Genomic DNA, 23,184 nt, shown 5'->3' with positions numbered 1-23,184 from the left:
GTGTTTCATTACGCGACCGAATCCTGCGCGGGCATTTGCTCAGCCTTGCAGCTAATGCATTGCTGCATTGCAACCAAGTGGCTTGGCCTGCTTAAACGATTAGCCTATATGTTTGGTCATCGGGCGACGCACTCCTCCTCCCAGTGTTGCCTGATACGGATCGACAACATCCTCCTCCTCCCAGTTGTCGATCAAGTTTAAAGCCTGGCGCACCCTCCTCCCGCGCCAGGCTTTTTCCGTTTCTGGAGCAGGATTTCCTTCAAAACATTGCTTTTGCCTTACGACAGCCGAGGTGCCGCGATCTGTGATTGGCGTCACGTAGGTGTCACGCACCGCCGATATACGAAACCTCGCCTTCCCTTTGAACTTTTCGTGAGGTTACTATGCGCAAGATTTTTGCCGCTCTGGTCGTTTCGACCGCGCTCGCCGGCGCCGCCCAGGCTGCCACCGTTTATCCGCTGGATCGCGCCACGATCCTCAGCGGCTCCCCCTTCGATTTCAAGGTCGAGTTCAACTCCGTCGTAAAGCCGGAGGACGTCAAGATCACCGTCAACGGCCAGGATTACAAGACTGTTCTCGGCAAGGAAGTCCAGTTCGTCGCGGAAGAAAAGAACAAGGACAAGATCCTCGGTTCTGCCGTCATCCTGCGCGGCCTGACCATCGCCACCGCCGGCGATTACAAGGTCGAGATTTCGGCCGGTTCCGAGACCAAGACCGTCACCTGGAATGTCTACGGCACGGGTTCTGCCCCGAAGGCCAAGAATATCATCTTCATGCTCGGCGATGGCCTTTCGGTCGCGCATCGCACAGCTGCCCGCATCATGTCCAAGGGCATGACCGAAGGCAAGGCCAACGGCCGTCTCGCCATGGACGACCTCGACCATATGGCCTTCGTCGGCACCTCGGCGACCAACGCTGTCGACACCGACTCGGCCAACACGATGTCGGCCTACATGACCGGTCACAAGACCGCCGTGAACGCGATCGGCGTTTATGCCGACCGCACGCCGGACTCGCTGGACGACCCTAAGGTCGAAACGATTGCTGAAGCACTTCGCCGCCAGACCGGCAAGTCGATCGGTATCGTCGCCACCTCCGAAATCGAGGACGCGACGCCTGCCGCCGTCGTCTCCCACACCCGTAACCGCAACGACAAGGCCGATGTCGTCGGCATGCTGCTAGGCGTCAAGCCGGACGTGGTGCTCGGCGGCGGTTCTGCGTATTTCCTGCCGCAGGCGACTGCCGGCTCGAAGCGCAAGGACGACAAGGATTATGTCAAGCTCTTCAAGGATGCCGGCTACACGCTGGCCACCGACAAGAACGAACTTGCAGCCGGCGCAAACGCCAATGGGTTGCTGCTCGGCCTCTTCCATCCTGGCAACATGGACGTCACGCTTGACCGCGAATTCCTGAAGAAGGGAACCGTCGAAAAGTATCCGAACCAGCCGGGTCTGGTCGCCATGACCAAGGTCGCCCTCGATCGTCTTTCCAAGGATCAGGATGGTTTCTTCCTGATGGTCGAAGGATCCTCGATCGACAAGATGTCCCATCCGCTCGACTGGGACCGTGCCGTCATCGAAACCATCGAATTCGACCAAGCGATCGCGGTTGCCCGCGAATTCCAGAAGACCCATCCCGACACGCTGATCGTTGTCACCGGCGACCACACCCATGGCGTTTCGATCATCGGCACGGTTGACGACGACAAGCCGGGCACCGAGATGCGCGAAAAGGTCGGCACCTATGCCGAAGCCGGCTTCCCCAACTACAAGGACGAAAACGGCGACGGTTATCCGGACAAGATCGACGTTTCGCGCCGGCTGTTCCTTGCCGCCACCAACGGCCCGGACCACTACGAAACCTTCCGCCCGAAAATGGATGGCCCGTTCGTTCCGGCGATCCAGAACGAGAAGAAGGAATACGTTGCCAATGAGCAATACAAGAACGTGCCTGGCGCGGTCTTCGTTCAGGGCAATCTCCCGAAGAGCAGCGACAGCGGCGTTCACTCCGTCGACGACGTCGTCCTGCAGTCGTCCGGCCCCGGTTCGGAAGGCTTCAAGGGCTATATGGAAGAAAGCGACATCTACAAGGTGCTCGCCGATACTTTCGCGCTCGGCACCAAGCAGACCAACTAAGGTCTGACGCCCCGCCGCACCCGTGGTAGAACAACGCTCCCGGCCGAAACGCGGCCGGGAATAGCGTTTCAGGAGGGTTTCATGGAAAAGCTCTTTTCAAAGGGTTTCAGCCGCCGCTCCGTGCTCGGCCTGGCCGCCGCCGCAGCTCCGCTGCTTGCGGCAGCCCGTTCCGCCGCCGCTGCCGATGACCTCGGTTTTAACGAACTCTATGGCAAGTACAGCGTTCTCGGCCTGGAATTTTCCGACAAGGTGAAGAAGCTGGCGGGCCGCGAAGTGGCGATCCGCGGGTTCATGGCGCCGCCGCTGAAAGCGGAAGCGGCTTTCTTCGTGCTGACCGAAGTGCCGATGGCGCTTTGCCCCTTCTGCTCCTCAGATGCGGACTGGCCCGATAACATCGTCGTCATCTACCTCCACCGCAAGCAGACATTCACCCAGGCGAACGAAACGATCGAGGTGCGCGGCACCCTTGAGGTCGGCTCCTGGAGAGATCCCGATACCGGATTTGTCAGCCTCCTGAGGATCCGCGACGCTGCATATCAGGGCGCGTGAACATGCTTTCCTTGCGCATAGACAATCTGGCCATGTCATTCCCCGGTCTGAACAGCCCGGTTTTGCAGGTCGATTTTCTGACGATCGCAGCCGGCGAGCGCGTTGCCGTCACCGGCGGCTCCGGTTCCGGCAAGAGCACCTTCATCAATGTGATCACCGGGCTTGAGCGCCCCACCTCCGGAAAGGTCGTCTGGAGCGGCGAGGATATCGCCCGGCTTTCCGAGACCGCGCGCGACCGCTGGCGGGCAGAACATGTCGGCCTCGTGATGCAGGATTTCCATCTTTTTCCCGGCCTCTCGGCAGTCGAGAACGTGCTTCTGCCGGCGCGGCTGGCGCGGGTCGCCGATGCGGCGCTGATCGCCCGCGCCCACGATCTCCTCAAAAGCGTAGGCCTTTCCCGCCCGGGCCAGAAGATCGAGACCATGTCGCGCGGCGAAATGCAGCGCGTGGCGATCGCTCGCGCGGTGTTACGCAAACCGGGCGTGATCGTTGCCGACGAACCGACCGCGAGCCTTGATGTCGAGGCCGGCGAGACAGTCGGCCGGCTGCTTCTGGATATGGCCGGCGAAACCGGAAGCACTCTGATCGTCGTTTCCCATGACCAGCGCCTGATCGACCGGCTCGATCGCCGCATCACGCTTAGCGCCGGCCGCATCGTTTCCGACAGTTTTCGCGAAGAGGTCGCGGCATGATCCGCTTCATTGCCGCCGATCTGCGCCGCCTCTGGCTTGGCGCTGTGGTCGTTGTGCTGCTGGTTGCGCTCGCCACCGCTCTCGGCGTCACCGTCACGCTGCAGGAACGCGCCCTGCGGCTCGGCAGCGCCCGCGCCGCCGACAAGTTCGACCTGGTGATCGGCGCGGCCGGCAGCGAAACCCAGCTCGTGCTCTCCTCGATCTTCCTGCAACCGGCGCCGCTGCCGCTGATGCCGGGCGACGTGCTGGCAAAACTCTCGAAGGATCCGCGCGTCGCCTGGGTGGCGCCGGTCGGCTTCGGCGATTCCTTTGCCGGCTATCCTTTGGTCGGCACCACCCGCGCGCTGATCGGCAGTACCGTGTCCGGTTTTGCCTCGGGTCGCATGTTCGAGAAAGAGGGCGAGGCGGTGGTCGGGGCGGCAGTGAAGCTGCCGGTCGGTGCCGAAATCAAGCCCATGCACGGCACGGCGGCGATGGGCGGTGAGACCCATGCGGGCGTCGTATATCACGTCACCGGCAAGCTGCCGCCAACGGGGACGCCTTGGGATCGTGCCATTCTGGTGCCGATCCAGGCAGTCTGGCACGTCCACGGCCTCGGCCACGATCATAGGCATGAGGAAGAAGAGCACCACGAAGACAGAGCGGCGCAGGTAACGCAGGCTGCGGCCGCCACGGATGAGCATGGCCATACGCCACTGGAAGCGGCGCGCGAACACGCCGGGGACCATCAGCACGAAGGCGAGGCGATTGCTTTAGGCGGTCACGATGAGCATGCCGACGAGGATCACGATCATCACGGTTCAATCGATGCGGATGCGGCGATCGATGAAAATTTCACAGCCGATGCGCCGGGCCTTCCGGCAGTCCTCGTAAAGCCGAAGACGATTGCCGATGCCTATAAGCTCCGCCAGGAATACCGCAACGGCAACACCCTTGCGGTTTTCCCCGGCGAAGTGCTGACCAGCCTCTATGCCACGCTCGGCGATGCCAAGATGGTGCTGAGCGCCGTGGCCGCCGGATCGCAGGGCCTGGTGGCGGCAGCCCTGGTCCTGGTCACCGTCACCCATATCGGCCAGCGGCGGCGCCAGATCGGCGGGCTGCGGGCTTTTGGCGCGCCGCGGCTGTCGGTTTTCGCAATCGTCTGGTTTGAGCTCTTCCTGCTGGTCGCGCTCGGCATCGGCCTCGGCTTCCTGACCGGCCTCGCCGCTGCCCGGCTGATCGCCAACGCCTTCACCGTCAAGAGCGGCATCATCCTGCCGGTCGGCTTTACCAGCGAAGATTGGCGCATGGCGCTGATCCTGCTCGCCGCATCGGCGGTCTTGTCCGCCGTGCCGGCCATTCTCGCCTATCGCCAGTCGCCGGCGGCAGCGCTGCGGGCCTAGGTCAGCGCGCTAATCGCCGAAATCACCTCGTCCTCGACATCGAGCCCCTGCTCGATCGCCTTCCGGCGTGCGTTCTGGCCGCGCCGGCCGGGCAGGCGAACGCCCTCTTCGGAGGCCATCTCGTGGGCAAGTTCGGCGATCCGCTCTGCAGCCGAGGCCGTGCTTGCGGAAGGGTCGATGACAATAAGCGTCTGACCGACCGAGGGCGGCGAACCTTTCTCGTCCATGAACGAGCTTGCCTCGTAGGAGAAGTTCGATCCGGTCAGGCCGGCCGACAGGATCTCCACCATCAGCGCCAGCGCCGCACCCTTGGCACCGCCTGAGGGCGCCATCAGACCCTTGTGGGCCTCGTGCGGATCGGTGGTCGGCTTGCCGTTGGCATCGAAGGCCCAGCCTTCCGGAATGCTCTCGCCCTTCTGGCGCGCCGCCATGATCTTGCCGGCGGCGACGGTCGAAAGTGCGAGATCGATGACCAGCGGATCCTCGCCGGCAATCGGCGTCGCAAAGGCGATCGGGTTGGTGCCGAACAGCCGCTTCCTGCCGCCCCAGGCGGCCATGGAGGCCGGCGCATTGGCAAACATCAGCGCCACAAGACCTTTCTCCGCAAACCGCTCCACGGTCAGCGCCATGACGCCCGCATGGTGGGAGCGATGGATGGCGCCGAGCGCGATGCCTTGTTCCCGGGCGATTTTCGGAAGCTCGGCGACTGCGATATCGAAGGCCGGATAGGCGTAACCGAGCGCCGCATCGACGACAAGCACGGCCGGACGCGGCCGGGAAGCTAAAGCTTTGGCCTTGCCGTCGACCTTGCCGGAGCGGGCTTGGCCGATATAAGCGGGAACGCGGCGCAGGCCATGACCGTACTGTCCGGCAGCTTCCGCATGCACGAGCGCATGGGCGACGGATCGGGCCGTATCGGCAAGAACGCCATTGGCTTCGAAAACGCTCTGAACAAGCGTTTCGGCTTCTGGGAGAGTGATGTGCATGCTGGAGATCCAGATTGGTTCGGGGACGAACGCCGCGAGGAAATCAGGCGGTTATTCGCACTTTACCGGCTGGCTGAGCGAACTTGCAACACCGGAAGGCGGTGCCGGGATGGGCGAAGCACGTCGGACAGCCGATGCGACATAGTCATCGATAGACGCGTTGCCCGACGACCCAGCGACCGAGACATTGCCGATGTTGCCGCTGCCGTCAAAGCTGAAGCGGACCGTAACGATGCCGGTTCCGTTGCCCGGGCATTTACGGGCGTAGCGAGCGATCTTCGTTCTCACGCGCGTCATCCACTGCTGCGGGGAGACCGACGAAGAGAAGAGGCTCGTGGAATTCTGGCTGGCGGCCGTGCGGTCCGATTGTTTGGCCTGGATCTTCGCCTCGGCCATGTCGGGCCGGGCCTGCTGTTGCTGTTGCTTCGGCTTCTCGACCTTCTTCACCGGCTCCTTTTTGGGCTCCGGCTTTTTCGGCTGTTCCGGCGGCTTTTCCGCGACCGGCGGCGGCAGAGGCCGCATCGCGGGCAACGGCACTTCGACATTTTCCAGCGCCGCCGTCATCTGTTCCTCGATCGGCTTGATCTCCTCGATCGGCTCCGGTGGCGGCTCGGGGATGGTTTCGGTAACCTGGGGTTCTGGCTCCGGCGGCGGTTCCACCACGGGCGGCTGCACCGGTTCAGGCTCGACCGGCTCGGCGACCTCCTGCGGCGACGGTTCGACCGGCTGCTCGACGGGTTCGGTAACGGGCTCCGGCTGCGGTTCCTCGACCGGCTCCGTCTGCTCGCTCACCACCTGTTCCTGCTCCTGCATGTCAGGAGAAATCTGCTCTTCCTCGGTATTGGCGGCTTCCGGCTCCGGCGCGAGCTCGATCATGATCGCCGCCGGCGGTGCGTTGTCGGCGGGCACTTCCGGTTGTTCGCGCATCAGATAGGCCGCGGCGGCGAAATGCACCGTCAGCATCAGCAGTCCGGCAGCGCCCCACAGCGCCAGCTCGCCGACGCGTCCGCCCGGACCTGTCTGCGAGACGACGAGGCTCATGGATTGCCTCCCGTTGCCGGGACGGCGGGTGCGGCCGCAGGAGCATTTCCAGCGGGCATCGTCCCGGCTGGCGCCGCCGGTGCCGGCAGCGTTTCAAGCCCGACCAGCGCGATCTTGAGGTAGCCGGAATCGCGCAGCAGGTTCATGACCTCCATGAACTGGCCGTAGTCGACCGCCTTGTCGGCGCGCAGGAACACGCGGGTGTCCTTCTTGCCCTCCGTCACCCGGTCGAGGGTCGCGGCAAGCTGCTCGCGCGCCACCGCGTCATTGCCGATATTGAGGCTCAGGTCTTCCTTGACCGTCAGGTAGAGCGGCTCGTCCGGCCGCTCCGCCGGCTTGGCGGTCGAGGCAGGAAGATCGACATTGACGTCCACGGTCGCCAGCGGCGCCGCCACCATGAAGATGATCAGCAGCACCAGCATGACGTCGATGAACGGCGTCACGTTGATCTCGTGGTTCTCGGAAAGCTCGTCGCTGTGCTGTTCGCGGATGCCGCCGGCCATGTCAGCCTCCTGCCACCAGCGAGACTGGCGCCTTGCGGCCGCCCGGAGGAACCTTGCGGAAATCGAGGTCGCGGCTCACCAGCCGTTCCACACCCGCCGCGGCATCCGCCAGCAGCTGCCGGTAGCCGGTGATCGAACGGGCAAAGACGTTGTAGATGACAACCGCCGGAATGGCCGCGACGAGGCCGATCGCCGTCGCCAGCAGCGCTTCGGCAATGCCGGGCGCGACGACGGCGAGGTTGGTGGTCTGCGATTCCGAAATGCCGATGAAGGCGTTCATGATACCCCAGACGGTGCCGAACAGGCCGACGAACGGAGCCGTCGAACCGATGGTCGCGAGCGCGCCGGTGCCGCGCGACATGCGCCGGCCCGCATAGGCTTCGATGCGGGAAAGCGCCGAGCCGACCCGCTCCTTCACGCCGTCGCCATGGGCATGGTCGAGGACCGCTTCTGAAAGCTGCATTTCTTCTGCCGCGGATCGCAGCATCAGCGCGGCCGGACCGCCGCGGCCGCCAGCGGCGCCGACGGCCTCCGAAAGCGTGCGGGAGGTGCGGATGACCTTCAGCGTCCGAGCGGCGCGGGTGCGGGCGCCCGCAAGCTCCAGCGTCTTGGCGAGCCAGACGGTCCAGGTGATCAGCGACGCGAATGCGAGCCCGATCATCACGCTTTTGACGACCCAGTCGGCCGCCATGAACATGCCCCAGGGCGAAAGGTTGTGCGGCAGGTCCGAACGCCGTCCAGGCTCCAGGAACTGGGTGAACATGTCGATCGGCTGGCGCGCCGCCGGCGGCTGGGCCGGGGTCTGTGGCGGGCTGGCAGGCGTTGGCTGGGCAGCATTGCTCGCCGGTGCTCCCGTCGGAACGGCGGGTTGCGAGGCGGAAGCTGCCGGCTCATTCGGCACCGTGCGGGAGGTTGTAGGCGCTGCCTGCACGGCAGGAGCGGGAGCCGCCTGCGTCGGGTGTGCACCAGAAGGCGAGGTCGCCTGCGGTGGCGGCGGCGCTTGCGTTGACGCATCCGGAGCAGGCGTCTGTGCCATCACCGTCGAAGCCGTCATTGCCAGTGCCGCGAGAGCCATCGAAAACCGGCTCCTCATCGGTTGGCGCATCGAAAAGGCGGGCTTCAGGGCAGCGGTCATGGCAGGCGATACTCCGGACTGTTCGTCATCGCGGACAGCGCCGGAGCGCCAGGTCGACGATGACGGAAACGGGCATCCGAACGCCGCCGGCCACTGCCGCCGGGTTCGCGATGTTGCAGCTACCGGATAATAAACATGAGTAGAAATGGCAACTAATAAATCTTGAGAATGCCGATCACATTAATGCGGGACGGGATCATTACCCCATTTGCGCTGGATCGGCATTCCCTGTGCCGGAAAATTGGCTGACGGACGCCTACCGCGCCAGCCAGCCGCCGTCGACCGGCAGCACGATGCCATGGATATAGTCGGAGGCCGGCGAGGCGAGGAATACGGCGGCTCCGCCGAGCTCTTCCGGCTGGCCCCAGTGTCCGGCCGGAATACGGCTGAGGATTGCCGCGTTGCGGTCCGGGTCGTTACGCAGTGCCTCGGTATTGTTGGTCGAGAAATAACCCGGCGCAATGGCGTTGACGTTGATGCCCTTGCCAGCCCATTCGCAGGCGAGCAACCGGGTCAGGCCGGCGAGACCGCTCTTCGAGGCGGTATAGGAAGGGATGCGGATGCCGCCCTGGAAGGAGAGCAGCGAGGCGATGTTGACGATCTTGCCGCCCTTGCCCTCGGTGATCAGCCGGCGTGCAAACGCCTGGGAGAGGAAGAACACGGTCTTCAGGTTGACGTCCATCACCGCGTCCCAGTCGGCCTCGGTGAAATCGATCGCATCGGCCCGGCGGATGATCCCGGCATTGTTGACGAGGATATCGGCACGCCCCGTCCATGCGACCGTTTCGCTGATGACCCGATCAACCGGCTCGAGCGTCGAAAGGTCCGCCTGGATCGACAGACTGCGCCCACCCGCCGCGCTGACTGCGGCTTCCGTCTCGGCCATGGAGGAGCGTCCGACCAGCGCCACGTCAGCGCCGGCCTGCGCCAGCGCCACGGATATCGCCTGGCCAAGGCCCGTATTGGCGCCGGTAACGATCGCCGTCTTGCCCGTCAGGTCGAATGAAATCGGCATGTTGTCCTCCTCGGAAACTGGAAATGCGGATATAGGGTAGATGCTTACCGTCGCGAGCTCTCGGGTTGAAGCTGAAAATTTTTGCCATATCGAGGCCGGGCCTCGACGGGGGAAGATGGATTGACATCTTTTATGCGTCCATCCGGACTCATGGCGCTCCAATGGATGCGCCACGGGCGGCGGATCAAGCCGCGAACAAAGAGTATGAATTTGTTTGGGGCCTCGTCGCAGCCAGTTCCTCACGAGAAACCGAATACCCAAAATGCCAGGAGCCGCCCGTGAAGGTCACGGGCGGCTCCTTTAATTGTTCGGGCTGTTCGCCGGAGGTCACAGCGAGCGCGTGATATGCTCCACGCGGAAGCATTCGATGACGTCGCCTGCGCGCATGTCTTCGTAATTCTCGAACGCCATGCCGCATTCCTGGCCCATCGGCACTTCGCTGACTTCGTCCTTGAAGCGCTTGAGCGTCTTGAGCTTGCCTTCGTGGACAACGACGTTGTCGCGGATAAGGCGGACGCCCGCTCCACGCTCGACCTTGCCCTCGACGACACGGCAACCGGCGACCTTGCCGACCTTGGTGATGTTGAACACTTCCAGGATCTCGGCATTGCCGATGAAGGTTTCGCGGCGTTCCGGAGAGAGAAGGCCCGACATCGCCTGCTTCACATCATCCACCAGATCGTAGATGATGTTGTAGTAGCGGATTTCGAGACCTTCGCGTTCGGCGGCGGTTCGTGCCTGCGGGTTGGCGCGGACATTGAAGCCGATGATCGCCGCATTGGATGCCTCGGCAAGCGAGATATCCGATTCGGTGATGCCGCCGGCACCCGAATGAACGATGCGGGCACGCACTTCGTCGGTGCCGAGCTTGTCCAGTGCGCCGATGATCGCTTCGATCGAACCCTGCACGTCACCCTTGATGACCAGCGGGAATTCCTTCAAGCCGGTATTCTGGAGCTGGCTCATCATCTGTTCGAGCGAACCGCGCTGGCCGGACTGGCGGGCAGCCGCCTTGTCGCGGGCAAGCCGCTGGCGATATTCGGAAATCTCGCGGGCACGGCTTTCGCTCTCGACCACGGCGAACCTGTCGCCGGCGGCCGGAGTGGCGGAAAGACCGAGCACCTCGACCGGCATGGCCGGACCGGCTTCCTTCACATGGTCGCCCTTGTCGTTGACGAGCGCGCGTACACGGCCCCACTGATCGCCGGCGACGATGATCTGGCCCGGCTTCAGCGTGCCCTTCTGGACGAGCACGGTCGCAACCGCGCCGCGGCCACGGTCGAGCTGGGCTTCGATGACGATGCCTTCGGCGGTACGGCTCGGATCGGCCTTGAGGTCGAGGATTTCGGCCTGCAGCAGGATGGCTTCGAGCAGCTTGTCGAGATTGACCTTGTTCTTGGCCGACACTTCGACGTCGAGCACTTCACCGCCGAGCGATTCCACGAACACTTCGTGCTGCAGAAGCTGCTGGCGAACCTTGTCCGGGTTGGCTTCGTGCTTGTCGATCTTGTTGATCGCCACGATGATCGGAACACCCGCTGCCTTGGCATGGGCGATGGATTCGATCGTCTGCGGCATCACGCTGTCGTCGGCTGCAACCACCAGGATTGCGATATCCGTCGCCTGCGCACCACGGGCACGCATGGCCGTGAAGGCGGCGTGGCCGGGGGTATCGATGAAGGTGATCTTCTGGCCGTTCTGTTCCACCTGATAGGCGCCGATATGCTGGGTGATGCCGCCGGCTTCGCCGGAGACCACGTTGGCATGGCGGATGGCGTCGAGCAGCGAGGTCTTGCCGTGGTCGACGTGACCCATGATGGTGACGACCGGCGGTCGCGAAACCATTTCGCCTTCGTCGTCGGCAACGTTGAAGATGCCTTCTTCGACGTCGGATTCGGAAACGCGCTTGACGGTATGGCCGAATTCGCCGGCGATGATTTCGGCGAGGTCGGCGTCGATGACGTCGCCCGGCTTCATCATTTGGCCTTCCTTCATCAGGTACTTGATGACGTCGACGGCGCGTTCGGACATGCGCTGCGACAGTTCCTGAATGGTGATGGTTTCAGGCAGGATGACTTCGCGCATGACCTTTTCGCGCGTTTCCTGCATCTGGCTGCGGCGGAACTTCTCCTGCCGGCGGCGGGTGGCGGCCATCGAACGACCACGGGCATTGCCGTCGTCGTCCGTGCTGACCGTGGTCACCGTCAGCTTGCCCCGGCGGCGTTCGTCTTCGGTCTTCGGGCGGGCAGGAACCTTGGCGGGAGCGGCGACCGGTACACGGCCACGGCCGGGTGCGCCACGCGGCGGGCCGCGATCCTCATCTTCTTCGTCAGCGCCCTTGCGGCGACCGGCAACCGGCAGTGCCGCAGGTGCGGCGCCGGGTGCTGCGGGCCGCGGAGCCTGCGGACGTGTTTCGCCCGGACGGGCGGTAGCGGCTCCAGCAGCGCGCTCGGCCGGCTTTTCGGCAACCGCGGGTGCAGGCGTCTCGGCCGGGGCAGGAGCCTCGACCGGTTCGACCTTGGGTTCGGCAGCGCGGCGGGCAGCCTCGGCGGCTTCCTCTATTCTGCGACGTTCTTCCTCGACCTGGCGACGTGCCTCGTCTTCGGCGCGCTGCTTGGCCTCGATGACCTCGCGCGCCTGCGCTTCCATCAGCGCACGGCGACGGGCTTCCATCTCGCCGGCGGAAAGGTCGTGCAGGACGGCGCCGCCCTGACGCTGCTGCGGACGCTGCGGCTGGCTGGATTGCGGACGCGGCGGCTGGCTGGACTGCTGCGGGCGCTGCGACTGATTGGATTGCGGCGGGCGCTGGCCATGCTGCGGCTGTTGCGGCCGCTGGTTCTGCGAACCCGGCTGGTGGACGCGCGGCGCGGGAGCAGCCGCCTGCGGCTGCGGCGGGCGCTGGGGAGCGGCCGGCTGCGCGACAGCCTCTACCACTCGCGGCGCGGGCGCCGGGGCTGCGGGCGTGATTACCGGCTTTTCGTCCAGCGGCCGGGTTGGCCGCCGCTTGACTGTCTCGACGACGACGGCCTTGGTGCGGCCGCGACCCATGTCCTGGCGGACGGTACCCTGGCTCATCCCAGATGGCTTCAGTGTAAGGGTCTTCTTTACGCCGAGTGTCTTATCGTCTTTGCTATCGGTCATTCCGTTCCTGTTCCTTCGGACAGGAACGGATGGAAGCCATCAGAACCCGTCGTTTAATCCGTATATATCGATGTGCGTCCGGCTAAAGCCGGTGACCGCGTCATTGTTTCGGCATGTCAGCGACACCTTTTGTCTGGGACAGACCGCCCATGCGGTACTGTTCAAGTAGGTTTGCGCGCTTCACTACACCCTCACCCGCCTGCCCCGCAAGCGCGCAGGCATGGATAAAAGCATTCTGGCCCATCACTTCGTCCAATTCCGCGCTGGTAAAGAGCGAAAAGGACGGAATGTCTTCCCCGGTATTCGAACCGAGCTTCCAGGCCTTGCGGGCCTGGTCTATTTTCCTCACTCCATCGGCGGCCGCATCGGCCGCATGGAACACCGCGAGCGCAGCACCTGAGCGCACGGCAGCATCGACTTTCGTTGCGCCGGTGACGAATTGGCTCGCCTTGCGGGCCATGTTCATCATGCCGACGAGATCGGCGGCGAGCAGGCGATCCACCAGCGCGCCGAGATCCGCATCCGCCTTCGCCTCGGCCTTGAGGGCCCGGGCGAAGAGCTTTTTCTGAACCGCCCGGTCGACGAGCGACCGTTCAGCCTTGATCCAGCAACCACGGCCCGGAAGCTGACGCTTCAGATCGGGCACGACCTGACCGTTCGGGCCAGCCACAAAGCGGATCAGCGTTTCCGGTGATCCCGCCTCGCGGGTGACGATGCAGGTACGGTCGTTCACGACGATCTCGCCCAGGTCATCATCGACAGGTCCGTCATCATTGTGGTCCGGCTCACTCGCGAGCGGGATCATTCCTGCTCAACGGCGTCCGCCTCCTCCGCTTCGGCTTCCGGCTCGGGGGCACCCTTTGCGAGATCTTCCTCGGTGATCCAGCCTGCCGACAGGCGGGCCTGGACGATCATGTTTTCAGCTTCGACGCGGGAAATGTCGAACTTCGAGAACAGGCCTTCGAACTTCTTCGTCACGCCGTCCTTGCGTTCGCTCCAGCCAACGAGGTCGTCGGCGGCGCAGCCGGCAAAGTCCTCGATCGTCTTGATGCCGTCTTCGCCGAGCGCCACGAGCATCTGGCCGTTCAGGCCGTTGATTTGCCGCAGTTCGTCTTCGACGCCGAGCTCCTTGCGCTTGGCGTCCATCTCGGCTTCGATCCGCTCCAGGTATTCGCGGGCGCGGGTCTGGATTTCGGTCGCGGTGTCTTCGTCGAAACCGTCGATCGAGGAGATTTCGTCGAGATCGACGTAAGCCAGTTCCTCGACCTGGGCAAAGCCTTCCGAAGCCAGCACCTGGCCGACCATTTCGTCGACGTCGAGGGCGTCCATGAAGAGGTTGGTGCGCTCGTTGAATTCCTTCTGGCGGCGTTCCGACTCTTCGGCTTCCGTCATGATGTCGATATCCCAGCCGGTCAGCTGCGAGGCGAGGCGGACGTTCTGGCCGCGGCGGCCGATGGCAAGCGACAGCTGCTCGTCCGGAACCACGACTTCGATGCGCTCGGCATCCTCGTCGAGAACCACCTTGGCGACTTCGGCCGGCTGCAGCGCGTTGACGATGAACGACGCCGGATCCTGAGACCACGGAATGATGTCGATCTTCTCGCCCTGCAGCTCGCCGACAACCGCCTGAACGCGCGAACCGCGCATACCGACGCAGGCGCCGACCGGATCGATCGAACTATCGTTCGAGATCACGGCGATCTTGGCGCGCGAGCCCGGATCGCGGGCGACCGACTTGATCTGGATGATGCCGTCGTAGATTTCCGGCACTTCCATGGTGAACAGCTTCACCATGAACTGCGGATGGGTACGCGACAGGAATATCTGCGGACCGCGCTGTTCGCGGCGGACATCATAGACGTATGCGCGGACGCGATCGCCATAACGCATGTTCTCGCGCGGAATCATTTCGTCGCGGCGGATGATGCCTTCGCCGCGGCCGAGATCGACGATGACGTTGCCGTATTCGACGCGCTTGACGGTGCCGTTGATGATTTCGCCGACGCGATCCTTGAACTCGTCGAACTGGCGGTCGCGCTCGGCTTCACGCACCTTCTGAACGATGACCTGCTTGGCCGACTGGGCGGCAATACGGCCGAAATCCATCGGCGGCAGCGGGTCGGCGATGAAGTCGCCGATCTTGGCATCGACATTGCGGTCGAGCGCCAGAGCCAGCGGGATCTGCGTGCCATAGTCTTCGGCGTGATCGACGACTTCCAGCAGACGCTGGAGCCGGATTTCGCCGGTCTTGGAATTGATGTCGGCGCGGATATTGGTTTCCGAGCCGTAGCGGGAGCGGGCAGCCTTCTGGATGGCGTCGGCCATCGCAGCCAGCACGATCTCGCGGTCGATGACCTTTTCGCGCGCCACTGCATCCGCGATCTGCAGAAGTTCAAGCCGGTTCGCACTCACTGCCATTGTCGTTGGTCTCCGTAGGTCAAACGATGAGGCCTTTCCTGGGGAAAGGCACAAGTCTCTGTTCGGTTTATTCGTCTTCTGCTTCTTCGTTCTGGTTCGCGGCCTGCGCCTTGGCGAGCTTGTCGGCCCGAAGCGCGTCGCGGATCAGATCGTCGGTCAGAATGAGCTTTGCCTCGGCCAGTGCCGAAAACGGGATCGTTACCCGTGGTTCCTCGCCATAGGCGACCTGATCCCGCTCGATCGTGAAACCGTCCGCATCGCTTTCGGTGATCCTGCCGCGGAACCGCTTGCGATTGTCGATCATGATCGACGTTTCGCATTTGACCAGATGGTTCAGCCAGCGGGCAAAATCCGACTTGCGGACCATCGGGCGGTCGATGCCCGGCGAGGACACTTCCAGATGATACTCCCGATCGATCGGATCTTCTACATCCAGGACCGGCGAAATCGCAACGGATACGGCCTCGCAACCTTCCACATCCATGGTCCCGTCATTGCGCTCGGCCATGATCTGCAGCGTCGCGCCGTTCTGGTTCAGCATCCGTACGCGCACCAGACGATAGTCCATGGCGGTCAGCACGGGCTCGATGATTTCGGCGACCCTGAGGTCAAGCCCGGTCTCGATGATGAGCCGCGGCTCGTATTCGGTTTGCGGCATAAGCTCTCCGGCAATCATTGCCCCATAGCTGGGCCCAATGTCTGGGTTACAGTGATCGCCTAACAAAAAAGAGCGGGTCCGGTGGGGCCCACTCTTCATCGGACGATCAAGAATATGGGGTGCATATACGCTTTCGGCCTTGCGATTGCAAGAGTCGCATATTCTCCGGCCATGGCGACTGGAATTTGGTTCCGCCGGGTCTATAACCGTTTGGTACGACGCACGAAAGAACGAGGATAAAAGTGCCCGATCGGATATCGACCCTGGCTCCCTTCAGGCACCCAACGTTCAGAACCATCTGGATTGCCAGCCTCGCTTCCAATTTTGGCAGCCTCATCCAGGCCGTCGGCGCGGCGTGGATGATGACCTCGATCACCGATTCCGAGGACATGGTTGCGCTGGTCCAGGCCTCGACCGCGCTGCCGATCATGCTCTTTTCGCTGATTGCCGGCGCGCTTGCCGACAACGTCAACCGCCGCAGCCTGATGCTGACGGCGCAGTTCTTCATGCTCACCGTCTCGCTCACCCTGACGGTCTTTGCCTATCTCGACCTGCTGACGCCCTGGCTGCTTTTGACATTCACCTTTCTGCTCGGCTGCGGCGTGGCGCTCAACAACCCGGCCTGGCAGGCTTCTGTCGGTGATATGGTACCTCGCGAGGTCCTGCCGGCGGCGGTGACGATCAACAGCGTGGGCTTCAACATCACCCGCAGCGTCGGACCCGCGATCGGCGGCGCGATCGTAGCGGCTGCCGGCGCCGCCGCGGCGTTCGCGGTCAATTCGATGAGCTATTTCGCTCTCATCTATGCCTTGATCCGCTGGAAACCGGAAAGTCGCGACAGTGCGCTGCCGCGCGAGACGCTGCTGCGGGCGCTTTCGGCGGGCCTCGGTTACGTCGTCATGTCGCCCAACATTCTCAACGTGCTGTTCCGTGGCCTTGTCTTCGGTCTTTCGGCGAGCGCCGTCCTGGCGCTTCTGCCGATCGTCGCCCGCGACCTGGTCTCCGGCGGCCCGTTGACCTACGGCATCATGCTCGGCGCCTTCGGGGTCGGTGCCATCGCCGGTGCCATGGCAAATTCGCGGCTGCGTGAAAAGCTGACCAGCGAATCGATCGTCCGCCTGTCCTTCCTGGGTTTCGCCGCGAGCGCCGCGATCATAGGCCTGAGTTCAAGCACGGCGCTGACGGCGATCGTCCTCCTCGTGCCGGGTGCCTGCTGGGTGCTGGCTCTGTCGTTGTTCAACACGACGGTGCAGCTTTCGACGCCGCGTTGGGTGGTCGCCCGCGCGCTTTCTTTCTACCAGACGGCGACGTTCGGCGGCATTGCCGGCGGCAGCTGGGTGTGGGGCATCCTGTCCGATACGTTCGGAGTGTCGATCGCGCTGACACTGTCGAGCCTTGTCATGCTGCTTGGCGCCGTGATCGGCATGCGCCTGCCGCTGCCACAGTTCAGCGATGCCAATCTCGATCCGCTCAACCGGTTCAACGTGCCGCTGCTGAGCCTCGACCTGCAGCCGCGCAGCGGCCCGATCGTTTCCCTGGTGGATTACACCATCGCCGACGAGGATGTGCCGGAATTCCTGGCACTGATGTCGCAGCGACGCCGTATTCGCATTCGCGACGGTGCGCGGCAATGGGCGCTGATGCGCGATCTGGAACATCCGGAAATCTGGACGGAGACATACCATACCGCGACCTGGGCCGATTACGTACGCCACAACCAGCGCCGCACCCAGGCGGATGCCGAGGCCTGGGATGCGATCCGCAGTCTTCATCGCGGCGAAGAAGGCCCGCGCGTCCACCGGATGATCGAGCGACAGGCGATCCCGCCGAGCGACGACATATTCCATAAATCGCCCCCCGACCTGCACCACTGACTATCTGATCTTTCCCTTGAGCGACGGATCGGGAAAACACGTTGGAGCAAGGCCGTTCTTTGCCTGCCAGTCGCCGAGCGCACGGCGGGTCTTGTAGCCCGGCAGGCCGTCGACATTGCCCACGTCATAACCCTTGGCGACCAGCGCCTTCTGCATCGCGAGAACGTCGGAGCGCAGCATCTTGCCGACATCGCCCCAGGGTGCCTGGAATGGTCCTGCGCCCGAGGCGATCCGGTCGGCGAGATTGCCGATGAACAGTGCGTAGAGGTCGGAATTGTTGTATTCCTTGATCACGTAGAAATTCGGCGTGACGACGAATTCCGGTCCACTGCGCCCCGCCGGCACCAGCATCATGCCGTCCGCCTTGAGGTCTGCCGCGGGAAAGCCCTTGCCGGAAATGCGGGTGATGCCGGTTGCCGCCCAGGCCGAGATCGGCCTGGCAAGATCCGGCCCTTCCTGCGCGCAGGAAACTTTTGCGGGGATCGTCACTTCGAACCCCCAGTCGCGGCCGCGCTGCCAGCCTTCCTTCTGCAGGTAGTGGGCGATCGAGGCAAGCGCATCCGGCACCGAATTCCAGATGTCCGGGCGACCGTCGCCGTCGAAGTCGACGGCATATTTCAGGTAGCTCGACGGCATGAACTGCGGCTGGCCGAGCGCGCCGGCCCAGGACCCCTTCATCGTCGCCGCATCGACATCGCCTCGTTCGATCATCTTCAGCGCTGCGATCAGCTCTTCGCGGAACATGTCCTTGCGGGTCGACATGAAGGCCTTGGTGGCCAGAACCTGCACGGCGGAATAGGGCATCCGCGCCTTGCCGAACCCGGATTCACGGCCCCAGATAGCGACGACGATCTCGCCCGGCACGCCATAGACCGCCTCGATCTTCTTCAGCGTCGCCGAATAGGTGGAGGCAAGCCCGCGGCCGGTCTCGGCGAGCCCCTGCAGCCGCTTTTCGGAAAAATAGGCGCCGGGCGAGGAAAATTCCGCCTGGCTCTGGTCCTGCTGCTTTGGCGGCTCCGAACCCGGCGGCACAAGGTCCGGCAGGTCCCAGTTGAGCGTCACGCCCTGGAAGGCGGCCTTCATCGTCTTCTCGGAGATACCGGCCTTCTTGGCCACCGGAGCCAGATCGCCGGTGATCCACCGTTGGAACTGCTTTTCGACGTCGGGACGGTTTTGGGCGAGCGCGGGGAGGGGGAGGAGGGTTGTGAATATGGCGAAAGCCAATGCTACCGCTCGTCTGGAGGCACCCCCCTCTGTCCTGCCGGACATCTCCCCCACAAGGGGGGAGATTGACCTGTTGCGACGCCTCGACCACCTCGAGCGCAGCGATAGAAGTGATGCCGGTGCCTCGGGCCGATCTCCCCACCCGTGGGGGAGATGGCCGGCAGGCCAGAGGGGGGCGGGCTTGCTCAACGTTATCCTCATCAAGGCTCCAACCAGCGAGGCAGATGCGGCACGTCTCCACATACTCAAGGCCTTCCTCTAAATCACCGTCCGCGCCCGAAGCGCGGCCGTCAGCGTGCCCTCGTCGAGATAATCAAGCTCTCCGCCGACCGGCACGCCATGCGCCAGCCGCGTGATCTTCACATCGATGCCGGAGAGCTGGTCGGTAATATAGTGGGCCGTGGTCTGCCCCTCGACGGTCGCGTTGACGGCGATGATGATCTCGCGGATGACGCCCTCGTTCACCCGGTCGATCAGTCCGCGGATGTTGAGGTCGTCGGGGCCGATGCCGTCGAGCGGCGAAAGCGTGCCGCCGAGCACGTGATAGGCGGTGTTCATCGCGCCCGTCCGCTCCAGCGCCCAGAGGTCGGAAACGTCTTCGACGACGATCAGCATCGTCTGGTCGCGGTGGAGATCGGTGCAAACGGTGCAGGGGTCGACGGTGTCGACATTGCCGCAGCGCGAACAGATCTTCACCTTGTCATAGGCCTCGCCCATGGCGCTCGAAAGCGGCCCGAGCAGCTGTTCCTTCTTCTTGATCAGATGCAGCGCCGCCCGGCGCGCCGAGCGCGGTCCGAGACCGGGGACCTTTGCCAGAAGCTGGATGAGTTTTTCGATTTCGGGGCCGGTGACTCGCTTTGCCATTTTCTCCCTTTAGCCCATATGCCTTAAAAACGGAATCGCGGAAGGGCCGCTTATGAAACTTCTCGCCGTCTGCCTCGGACATCCGGAAAGGCTACCGGGCAAGAGCTTCAAGACCGGCATCTACAAACACGCCGTCAACGGCGCCGTCATGATCGATAGCCTCGGCCTCGTCGGCGATGCGGTCTGCAACACGAAACACCACGGCGGCGAGGATCAGGCGATCCTGCTCGAAGGCTCGCTGACGTTGGACTGGTGGGCGGCCGAACTCGGCCGCGATTTTTCGCCCGGCACGTTTGGCGAGAACCTGATCGTCGAAGGCCTCGACAACCGCGATGTCGCCGCCGGCGACCGTTTTCACATAGGCGAAGTCGTCCTGGAAGCCAGCTGCGCCCGCTCTCCCTGCAACACGCTCGCGGTAAAGATGGGCGATCCGAAATTCCTGAAGACCTATACCAAAGCCGGCCGCCCCGGCATCTATTGCCGCGTCATCAAGCCGGGCATGGTTTCCGCCGGCGATCCTGTCCGCCACGAACTTTATGCCGGTGAGCGCGTCATGATCGCGGAAATGCTGGCGGCCGTCGGCAGAGCCATGTCCGACACCGAAAGAGCCCGCTTCCTGGCCGCACCCATCGGCCACCGCTGGAGGCCGACGTTCGAGACCTAGCGCGTCGCGATCGCCGCTGCCGCACTGGCCATCGCGCCGGCCGAAACCCGGTTGGCGATCCTCACGGCCCGAGGGCTCTTCAGGAACTGACGCGCCTTGGCGGCAAGCAGCACCCATGCAAGATCGACGACCACGAGCACCAGGAACATCGCGACGACCAGTTCCAGCCACCCGGTCAGCGTCACGCCGCCGAGATCGATGATCGAAGGCAGCAGCGCCACATAGAACATCATGATCTTCGGGTTGCCGAGCGTCACGGTGAGGCCGGCGAAAAACATCTTCGGCACGGAGCGATTTTCCGGAAGGTCTTCGCCGGAGCCGGCGGGTTCGGTGAACCACATCTTCCATGCGAGATAGAGGAGATAGGCGACACCGATCCACTTGATTGCCACGAACACGACATGAAAGCTTTCGGCGATGGCGGCAAGACCCGCGACCGCAAACGAAAGCCACACGGCTTCGCCGACCCACATTGCCGCGAGAAACGGCAGTACGTCGCGATAACCCTTGGACAGGACGCGCGCTACAAGCGCAGCGATGCTGGGACCGGGCGAACCTGCGGCGACGAAAAGTGCTGCCGCGAAAACCAGAAGCGATGCAAGCGTCATCAGAGCCTCCCTATTCCATCAGACCAGGATCAGAACGGCATCTTGAAGCCCGGCGGGATCGGCAGGCCGGCGGTCAGTTCCTTGGTCTTTTCGGCGGCGATCGCCTCGGCGCGCTCCTTGGCGGCCTTGTGGGCGGCGACGATCAGGTCCTCGAGGATCTCGACATCGTCTTCCTTGAACAGCGACGGATCGATCTTGAGGCCGAGCATGTCGCCCTTGCCGTTGAGACGCACGGTCACCAGCCCGCCGCCCGATGTGCCTTCGACGTCAAGAGCGGCGATTTCCGCCTGCATCTGCTCCATCTTGGCCTGCATTTCCTTGACCTTGCCCATCATGCCCATGATGTCGCGCATCTGTCTGTCCTCTTCTCTTATAGCTCGATGTCGTCGCCGGGCAGGATGTCGCCCTCTTCGGATTCCGCGGTCGCCGCTGCCGGCATGTCCTCGGCCTCGTTCTCATCCTCTTCCGCCACGCGGATGCGCACGTCGGTGATCCTGGCGCCGGGGAACTGGGCGAGGATCGCCGCCACGTCAGGATCGGCGCGGGCGTCGGTGAACTGCGCCTCCCGCACGCTCTTTTCGGATTCGACCAGCGTCGGCTCTCCGGCCTCGTTGCTGAGCGTCACCCACCAGGTAATCCCGGTCCATTCCTCCAGCCGCGCCTTCAGGTCGCCGGCAATTGTTTTCGGTGCATCGCCGGAAAGGTTGATCTCCAGCCGGCCCGGCTCGATCTTCACCAGCCGCACAAAATTGCGCAGCAGCGCCTTCAGCCGCGGGTCGCGGTTCTTGGAGCAGAGATCGGCGATATCCTGGATCGAATTGACGGGTACCTTGGGAACGGGCTTTTCGGCTGGCTGTTCTTCCGCGCGGCCGACGGGCATTTCGCGCGGCGTCGTATTCGGCACGGCCTGCAGCATCGCGGTCGGGCCGCCGGAAGGAACGCGCGGGCTCGCCATCTCGGTGCCGCGGGCATTGACAGGCGATTGCGGCGGCGAAACGGGCCGTCCACCGCCATTGCCGTTCGGAGCCGGCGCCCGCTGGCCGTCGCCATTGGAGAAATCGGCAAGACGGCGGGCTGCATCTTCCGGCGAGGGCAGATGGGCCGCATGCGTCAGCCGGATCAGCACCATTTCGGCGGCACCCGCCGGGCGCGAGGAGTTTTCCGCTTCCGGAATGCCCTTCAGGAGCATCTGCCAGATGCGCGACAGCGTGCTCACCGCCACGCCGTCCGCAAATTCGCGGCCGCGCACGCGCTCCACTTCGCTGATCGAAGGATCGTTGGCGGCGTCCGGGATATATTTGAAACGGGTGGTCAGATGGGTGAAATCGGCAAGGTCGGTCAAAACGACGACCGGATTGGCGCCGGCCTCGTATTGCGCCGTGAATTCCGAAAGCGCCGCCGTCACGTCGCCGCGCACGATATGCTCGAACAGGTCGACGATGCGGGCGCGGTCGGCGAGCCCCAGCATGCCGCGCACGGTCTCGGCGATCACCTGGCCGCCGCCATGGGCGATCGCCTGGTCGAGCAGCGACAGCCCGTCGCGCGCCGACCCTTCTGCTGCACGTGCGACCATGGCAAGCGCTTCCGGTTCGGCCGGAATGCCTTCCTTTTCCAGGATCGAGGTGAACAGGTGAACCAGGTCCGCGGCGCTGATGCGGCGCAGGTCGAACCGCTGGCAGCGCGACAGCACGGTGATCGGAACCTTGCGGATTTCGGTCGTCGCGAAGATGAATTTCACATGCTCCGGCGGCTCTTCGAGCGTCTTCAACAGGCCGTTGAAAGCCTGTGTCGAGAGCATGTGCACTTCGTCGATGATATAGACTTTGTAGCGCGCCGAGACCGGGCGGTAGCGTACCTGCTCGATGATCTCTCTTATATCGTCGATGCCCGTATGGGAGGCGGCGTCCATCTCGATCACGTCGACATGCCGGCCTTCCATGATTGCCTGGCAGTGTTCGCCGGGGATCCTGAGGTCGATGGTCGGCTTGTCGATATCGGGCGTCTTGTAGTTCAGCGCGCGGGCGAGAATGCGGGCGGTCGTCGTCTTGCCGACCCCGCGAACGCCGGTCAGCATATAGGCCTGGGCGATGCGGCCGGTCTCGAACGCGTTGGTCAGCGTGCGGACCATCGGCTCCTGGCCGACCATCAGGTCCGAGAAATCCTTAGGTCGGTATTTGCGGGCGAGCACCCGGTATCCGCTGCCTGTGGCGGGATTGGCGGCGGAAGTGCTTGAAGATGTTGGCCCGGTATCGCTCATTCAGTCCTGCCAGCCTGCGCGGGCCAATCCTGAGCACG

General features: G+C 63.7%; 20 protein-coding genes. 6 read left to right on the top strand and 14 right to left on the bottom strand.

Annotation, left to right across the window (positions count from 1 at the left end):
* Positions 1 to 383: 383 nt before the first annotated feature.
* From AC1DLT_RS08335 to AC1DLT_RS08320, 4 genes are all read left to right on the top strand, one after another.
* Entirely contained in the window at positions 384 to 2,135 is a 1,752-nt protein-coding gene (locus tag AC1DLT_RS08335; protein ID WP_038547865.1) for an alkaline phosphatase, read from the top strand.
* Between the two features lie 81 nt (positions 2,136 to 2,216).
* Positions 2,217 to 2,684, top strand: coding sequence for a hypothetical protein (locus tag AC1DLT_RS08330; RefSeq protein WP_247038189.1), 468 nt, complete (start codon positions 2,217 to 2,219; stop codon positions 2,682 to 2,684).
* Between the two features lie 2 nt (positions 2,685 to 2,686).
* Positions 2,687 to 3,376, top strand: a complete 690-nt coding sequence (locus AC1DLT_RS08325) for an ABC transporter ATP-binding protein (RefSeq protein WP_477486433.1) — start codon at positions 2,687 to 2,689, stop codon at positions 3,374 to 3,376.
* Entirely contained in the window at positions 3,373 to 4,758 is a 1,386-nt protein-coding gene (locus AC1DLT_RS08320) for an ABC transporter permease (RefSeq protein WP_477486432.1), read from the top strand. Before AC1DLT_RS08325 ends, AC1DLT_RS08320 begins: the two co-directional genes overlap by 4 nt.
* On the opposite strand, the gene AC1DLT_RS08315 is transcribed toward AC1DLT_RS08320, so the two are convergent.
* The 9 genes from AC1DLT_RS08315 to rimP all read right to left on the bottom strand — a co-directional run bounded on the left by AC1DLT_RS08315 (position 4,755) and on the right by rimP (position 15,655).
* On the bottom strand, positions 4,755 to 5,744 hold the full coding sequence (locus AC1DLT_RS08315; protein ID WP_477486431.1) for an Ldh family oxidoreductase: 990 nt from the start codon (positions 5,742 to 5,744) through the stop codon (positions 4,755 to 4,757). The genes AC1DLT_RS08320 and AC1DLT_RS08315 overlap by 4 nt on opposite strands.
* 51 nt (positions 5,745 to 5,795) lie before the next feature.
* Entirely contained in the window at positions 5,796 to 6,785 is a 990-nt protein-coding gene (gene tolA, locus AC1DLT_RS08310) for a cell envelope integrity protein TolA (protein WP_477486430.1), read from the bottom strand.
* Positions 6,782 to 7,288, bottom strand: a complete 507-nt coding sequence (exbD, locus tag AC1DLT_RS08305) for a TonB system transport protein ExbD (RefSeq protein ID WP_477486429.1) — start codon at positions 7,286 to 7,288, stop codon at positions 6,782 to 6,784. The genes tolA and exbD overlap by 4 nt, the downstream gene beginning before the upstream one ends.
* A 1-nt stretch (position 7,289) precedes the next feature.
* Positions 7,290 to 8,363: a tonB-system energizer ExbB gene (gene exbB, locus AC1DLT_RS08300; protein ID WP_477486497.1), complete on the bottom strand. Its 1,074-nt coding sequence runs from the start codon at positions 8,361 to 8,363 to the stop codon at positions 7,290 to 7,292.
* A gap of 316 nt (positions 8,364 to 8,679) precedes the next feature.
* A complete protein-coding gene (kduD, locus tag AC1DLT_RS08295; RefSeq protein WP_477486428.1) occupies positions 8,680 to 9,438 on the bottom strand; it encodes a 2-dehydro-3-deoxy-D-gluconate 5-dehydrogenase KduD in 759 nt (252 codons plus the stop codon).
* A 327-nt stretch (positions 9,439 to 9,765) separates the two neighbouring features.
* Complete coding sequence (gene infB / locus AC1DLT_RS08290) at positions 9,766 to 12,579, bottom strand: translation initiation factor IF-2 (protein ID WP_477486427.1); 2,814 nt, start codon at positions 12,577 to 12,579, stop codon at positions 9,766 to 9,768.
* Positions 12,580 to 12,679: 100 nt separating this feature from the next.
* On the bottom strand, positions 12,680 to 13,384 hold the full coding sequence (locus AC1DLT_RS08285; protein ID WP_247138606.1) for an RNA-binding protein: 705 nt from the start codon (positions 13,382 to 13,384) through the stop codon (positions 12,680 to 12,682).
* A complete protein-coding gene (gene nusA, locus AC1DLT_RS08280; protein ID WP_038592092.1) occupies positions 13,381 to 14,997 on the bottom strand; it encodes a transcription termination factor NusA in 1,617 nt (538 codons plus the stop codon). Before nusA ends, AC1DLT_RS08285 begins: the two co-directional genes overlap by 4 nt.
* A 67-nt stretch (positions 14,998 to 15,064) precedes the next feature.
* On the bottom strand, positions 15,065 to 15,655 hold the full coding sequence (gene rimP, locus AC1DLT_RS08275) for a ribosome maturation factor RimP (RefSeq protein WP_038547899.1): 591 nt from the start codon (positions 15,653 to 15,655) through the stop codon (positions 15,065 to 15,067).
* Positions 15,656 to 15,897: 242 nt separating this feature from the next.
* On the opposite strand from rimP, the gene AC1DLT_RS08270 reads away from it, so the two are divergent.
* Positions 15,898 to 17,529, top strand: a complete 1,632-nt coding sequence (locus AC1DLT_RS08270; RefSeq protein WP_477486426.1) for an MFS transporter — start codon at positions 15,898 to 15,900, stop codon at positions 17,527 to 17,529.
* On the opposite strand, the gene AC1DLT_RS08265 is transcribed toward AC1DLT_RS08270, so the two are convergent.
* On the bottom strand, positions 17,530 to 18,798 hold the full coding sequence (locus AC1DLT_RS08265) for a lytic murein transglycosylase (RefSeq protein ID WP_477486425.1): 1,269 nt from the start codon (positions 18,796 to 18,798) through the stop codon (positions 17,530 to 17,532).
* A gap of 213 nt (positions 18,799 to 19,011) precedes the next feature.
* On the bottom strand, positions 19,012 to 19,617 hold the full coding sequence (recR, locus tag AC1DLT_RS08260) for a recombination mediator RecR (RefSeq protein ID WP_038592100.1): 606 nt from the start codon (positions 19,615 to 19,617) through the stop codon (positions 19,012 to 19,014).
* 52 nt (positions 19,618 to 19,669) lie between these two features.
* Between recR and AC1DLT_RS08255 the strand changes: the two genes are divergently transcribed.
* Positions 19,670 to 20,281 carry an MOSC domain-containing protein gene (locus AC1DLT_RS08255; RefSeq protein ID WP_477486424.1) on the top strand — a complete coding sequence of 204 codons (612 nt, stop codon included), beginning with the start codon at positions 19,670 to 19,672 and terminating at the stop codon, positions 20,279 to 20,281.
* Here AC1DLT_RS08255 and AC1DLT_RS08250 read toward each other — a convergent pair.
* From AC1DLT_RS08250 to AC1DLT_RS08240, 3 genes are read right to left on the bottom strand one after another with little or no spacing between them, the layout of a single operon-like run.
* Positions 20,278 to 20,889 carry a LysE family translocator gene (locus tag AC1DLT_RS08250; protein WP_477486423.1) on the bottom strand — a complete coding sequence of 204 codons (612 nt, stop codon included), beginning with the start codon at positions 20,887 to 20,889 and terminating at the stop codon, positions 20,278 to 20,280. The two genes, AC1DLT_RS08255 and AC1DLT_RS08250, sit on opposite strands and share 4 nt — an antisense overlap.
* Positions 20,890 to 20,918: 29 nt before the next feature.
* Positions 20,919 to 21,242 (bottom strand): YbaB/EbfC family nucleoid-associated protein, encoded by a 324-nt coding sequence (locus AC1DLT_RS08245; protein WP_038547916.1) that lies wholly within the window; start codon positions 21,240 to 21,242, stop codon positions 20,919 to 20,921.
* A gap of 17 nt (positions 21,243 to 21,259) precedes the next feature.
* Complete coding sequence (locus AC1DLT_RS08240; RefSeq protein ID WP_477486422.1) at positions 21,260 to 23,146, bottom strand: DNA polymerase III subunit gamma/tau; 1,887 nt, start codon at positions 23,144 to 23,146, stop codon at positions 21,260 to 21,262.
* Positions 23,147 to 23,184: the final 38 nt, after the last annotated feature.

The organism is Neorhizobium sp. 05N33 (genome assembly GCF_056397445.1).
Note: the sequence above shows the minus strand (reverse complement) of the source record. Positions and strands in the feature narration are given on the sequence as shown.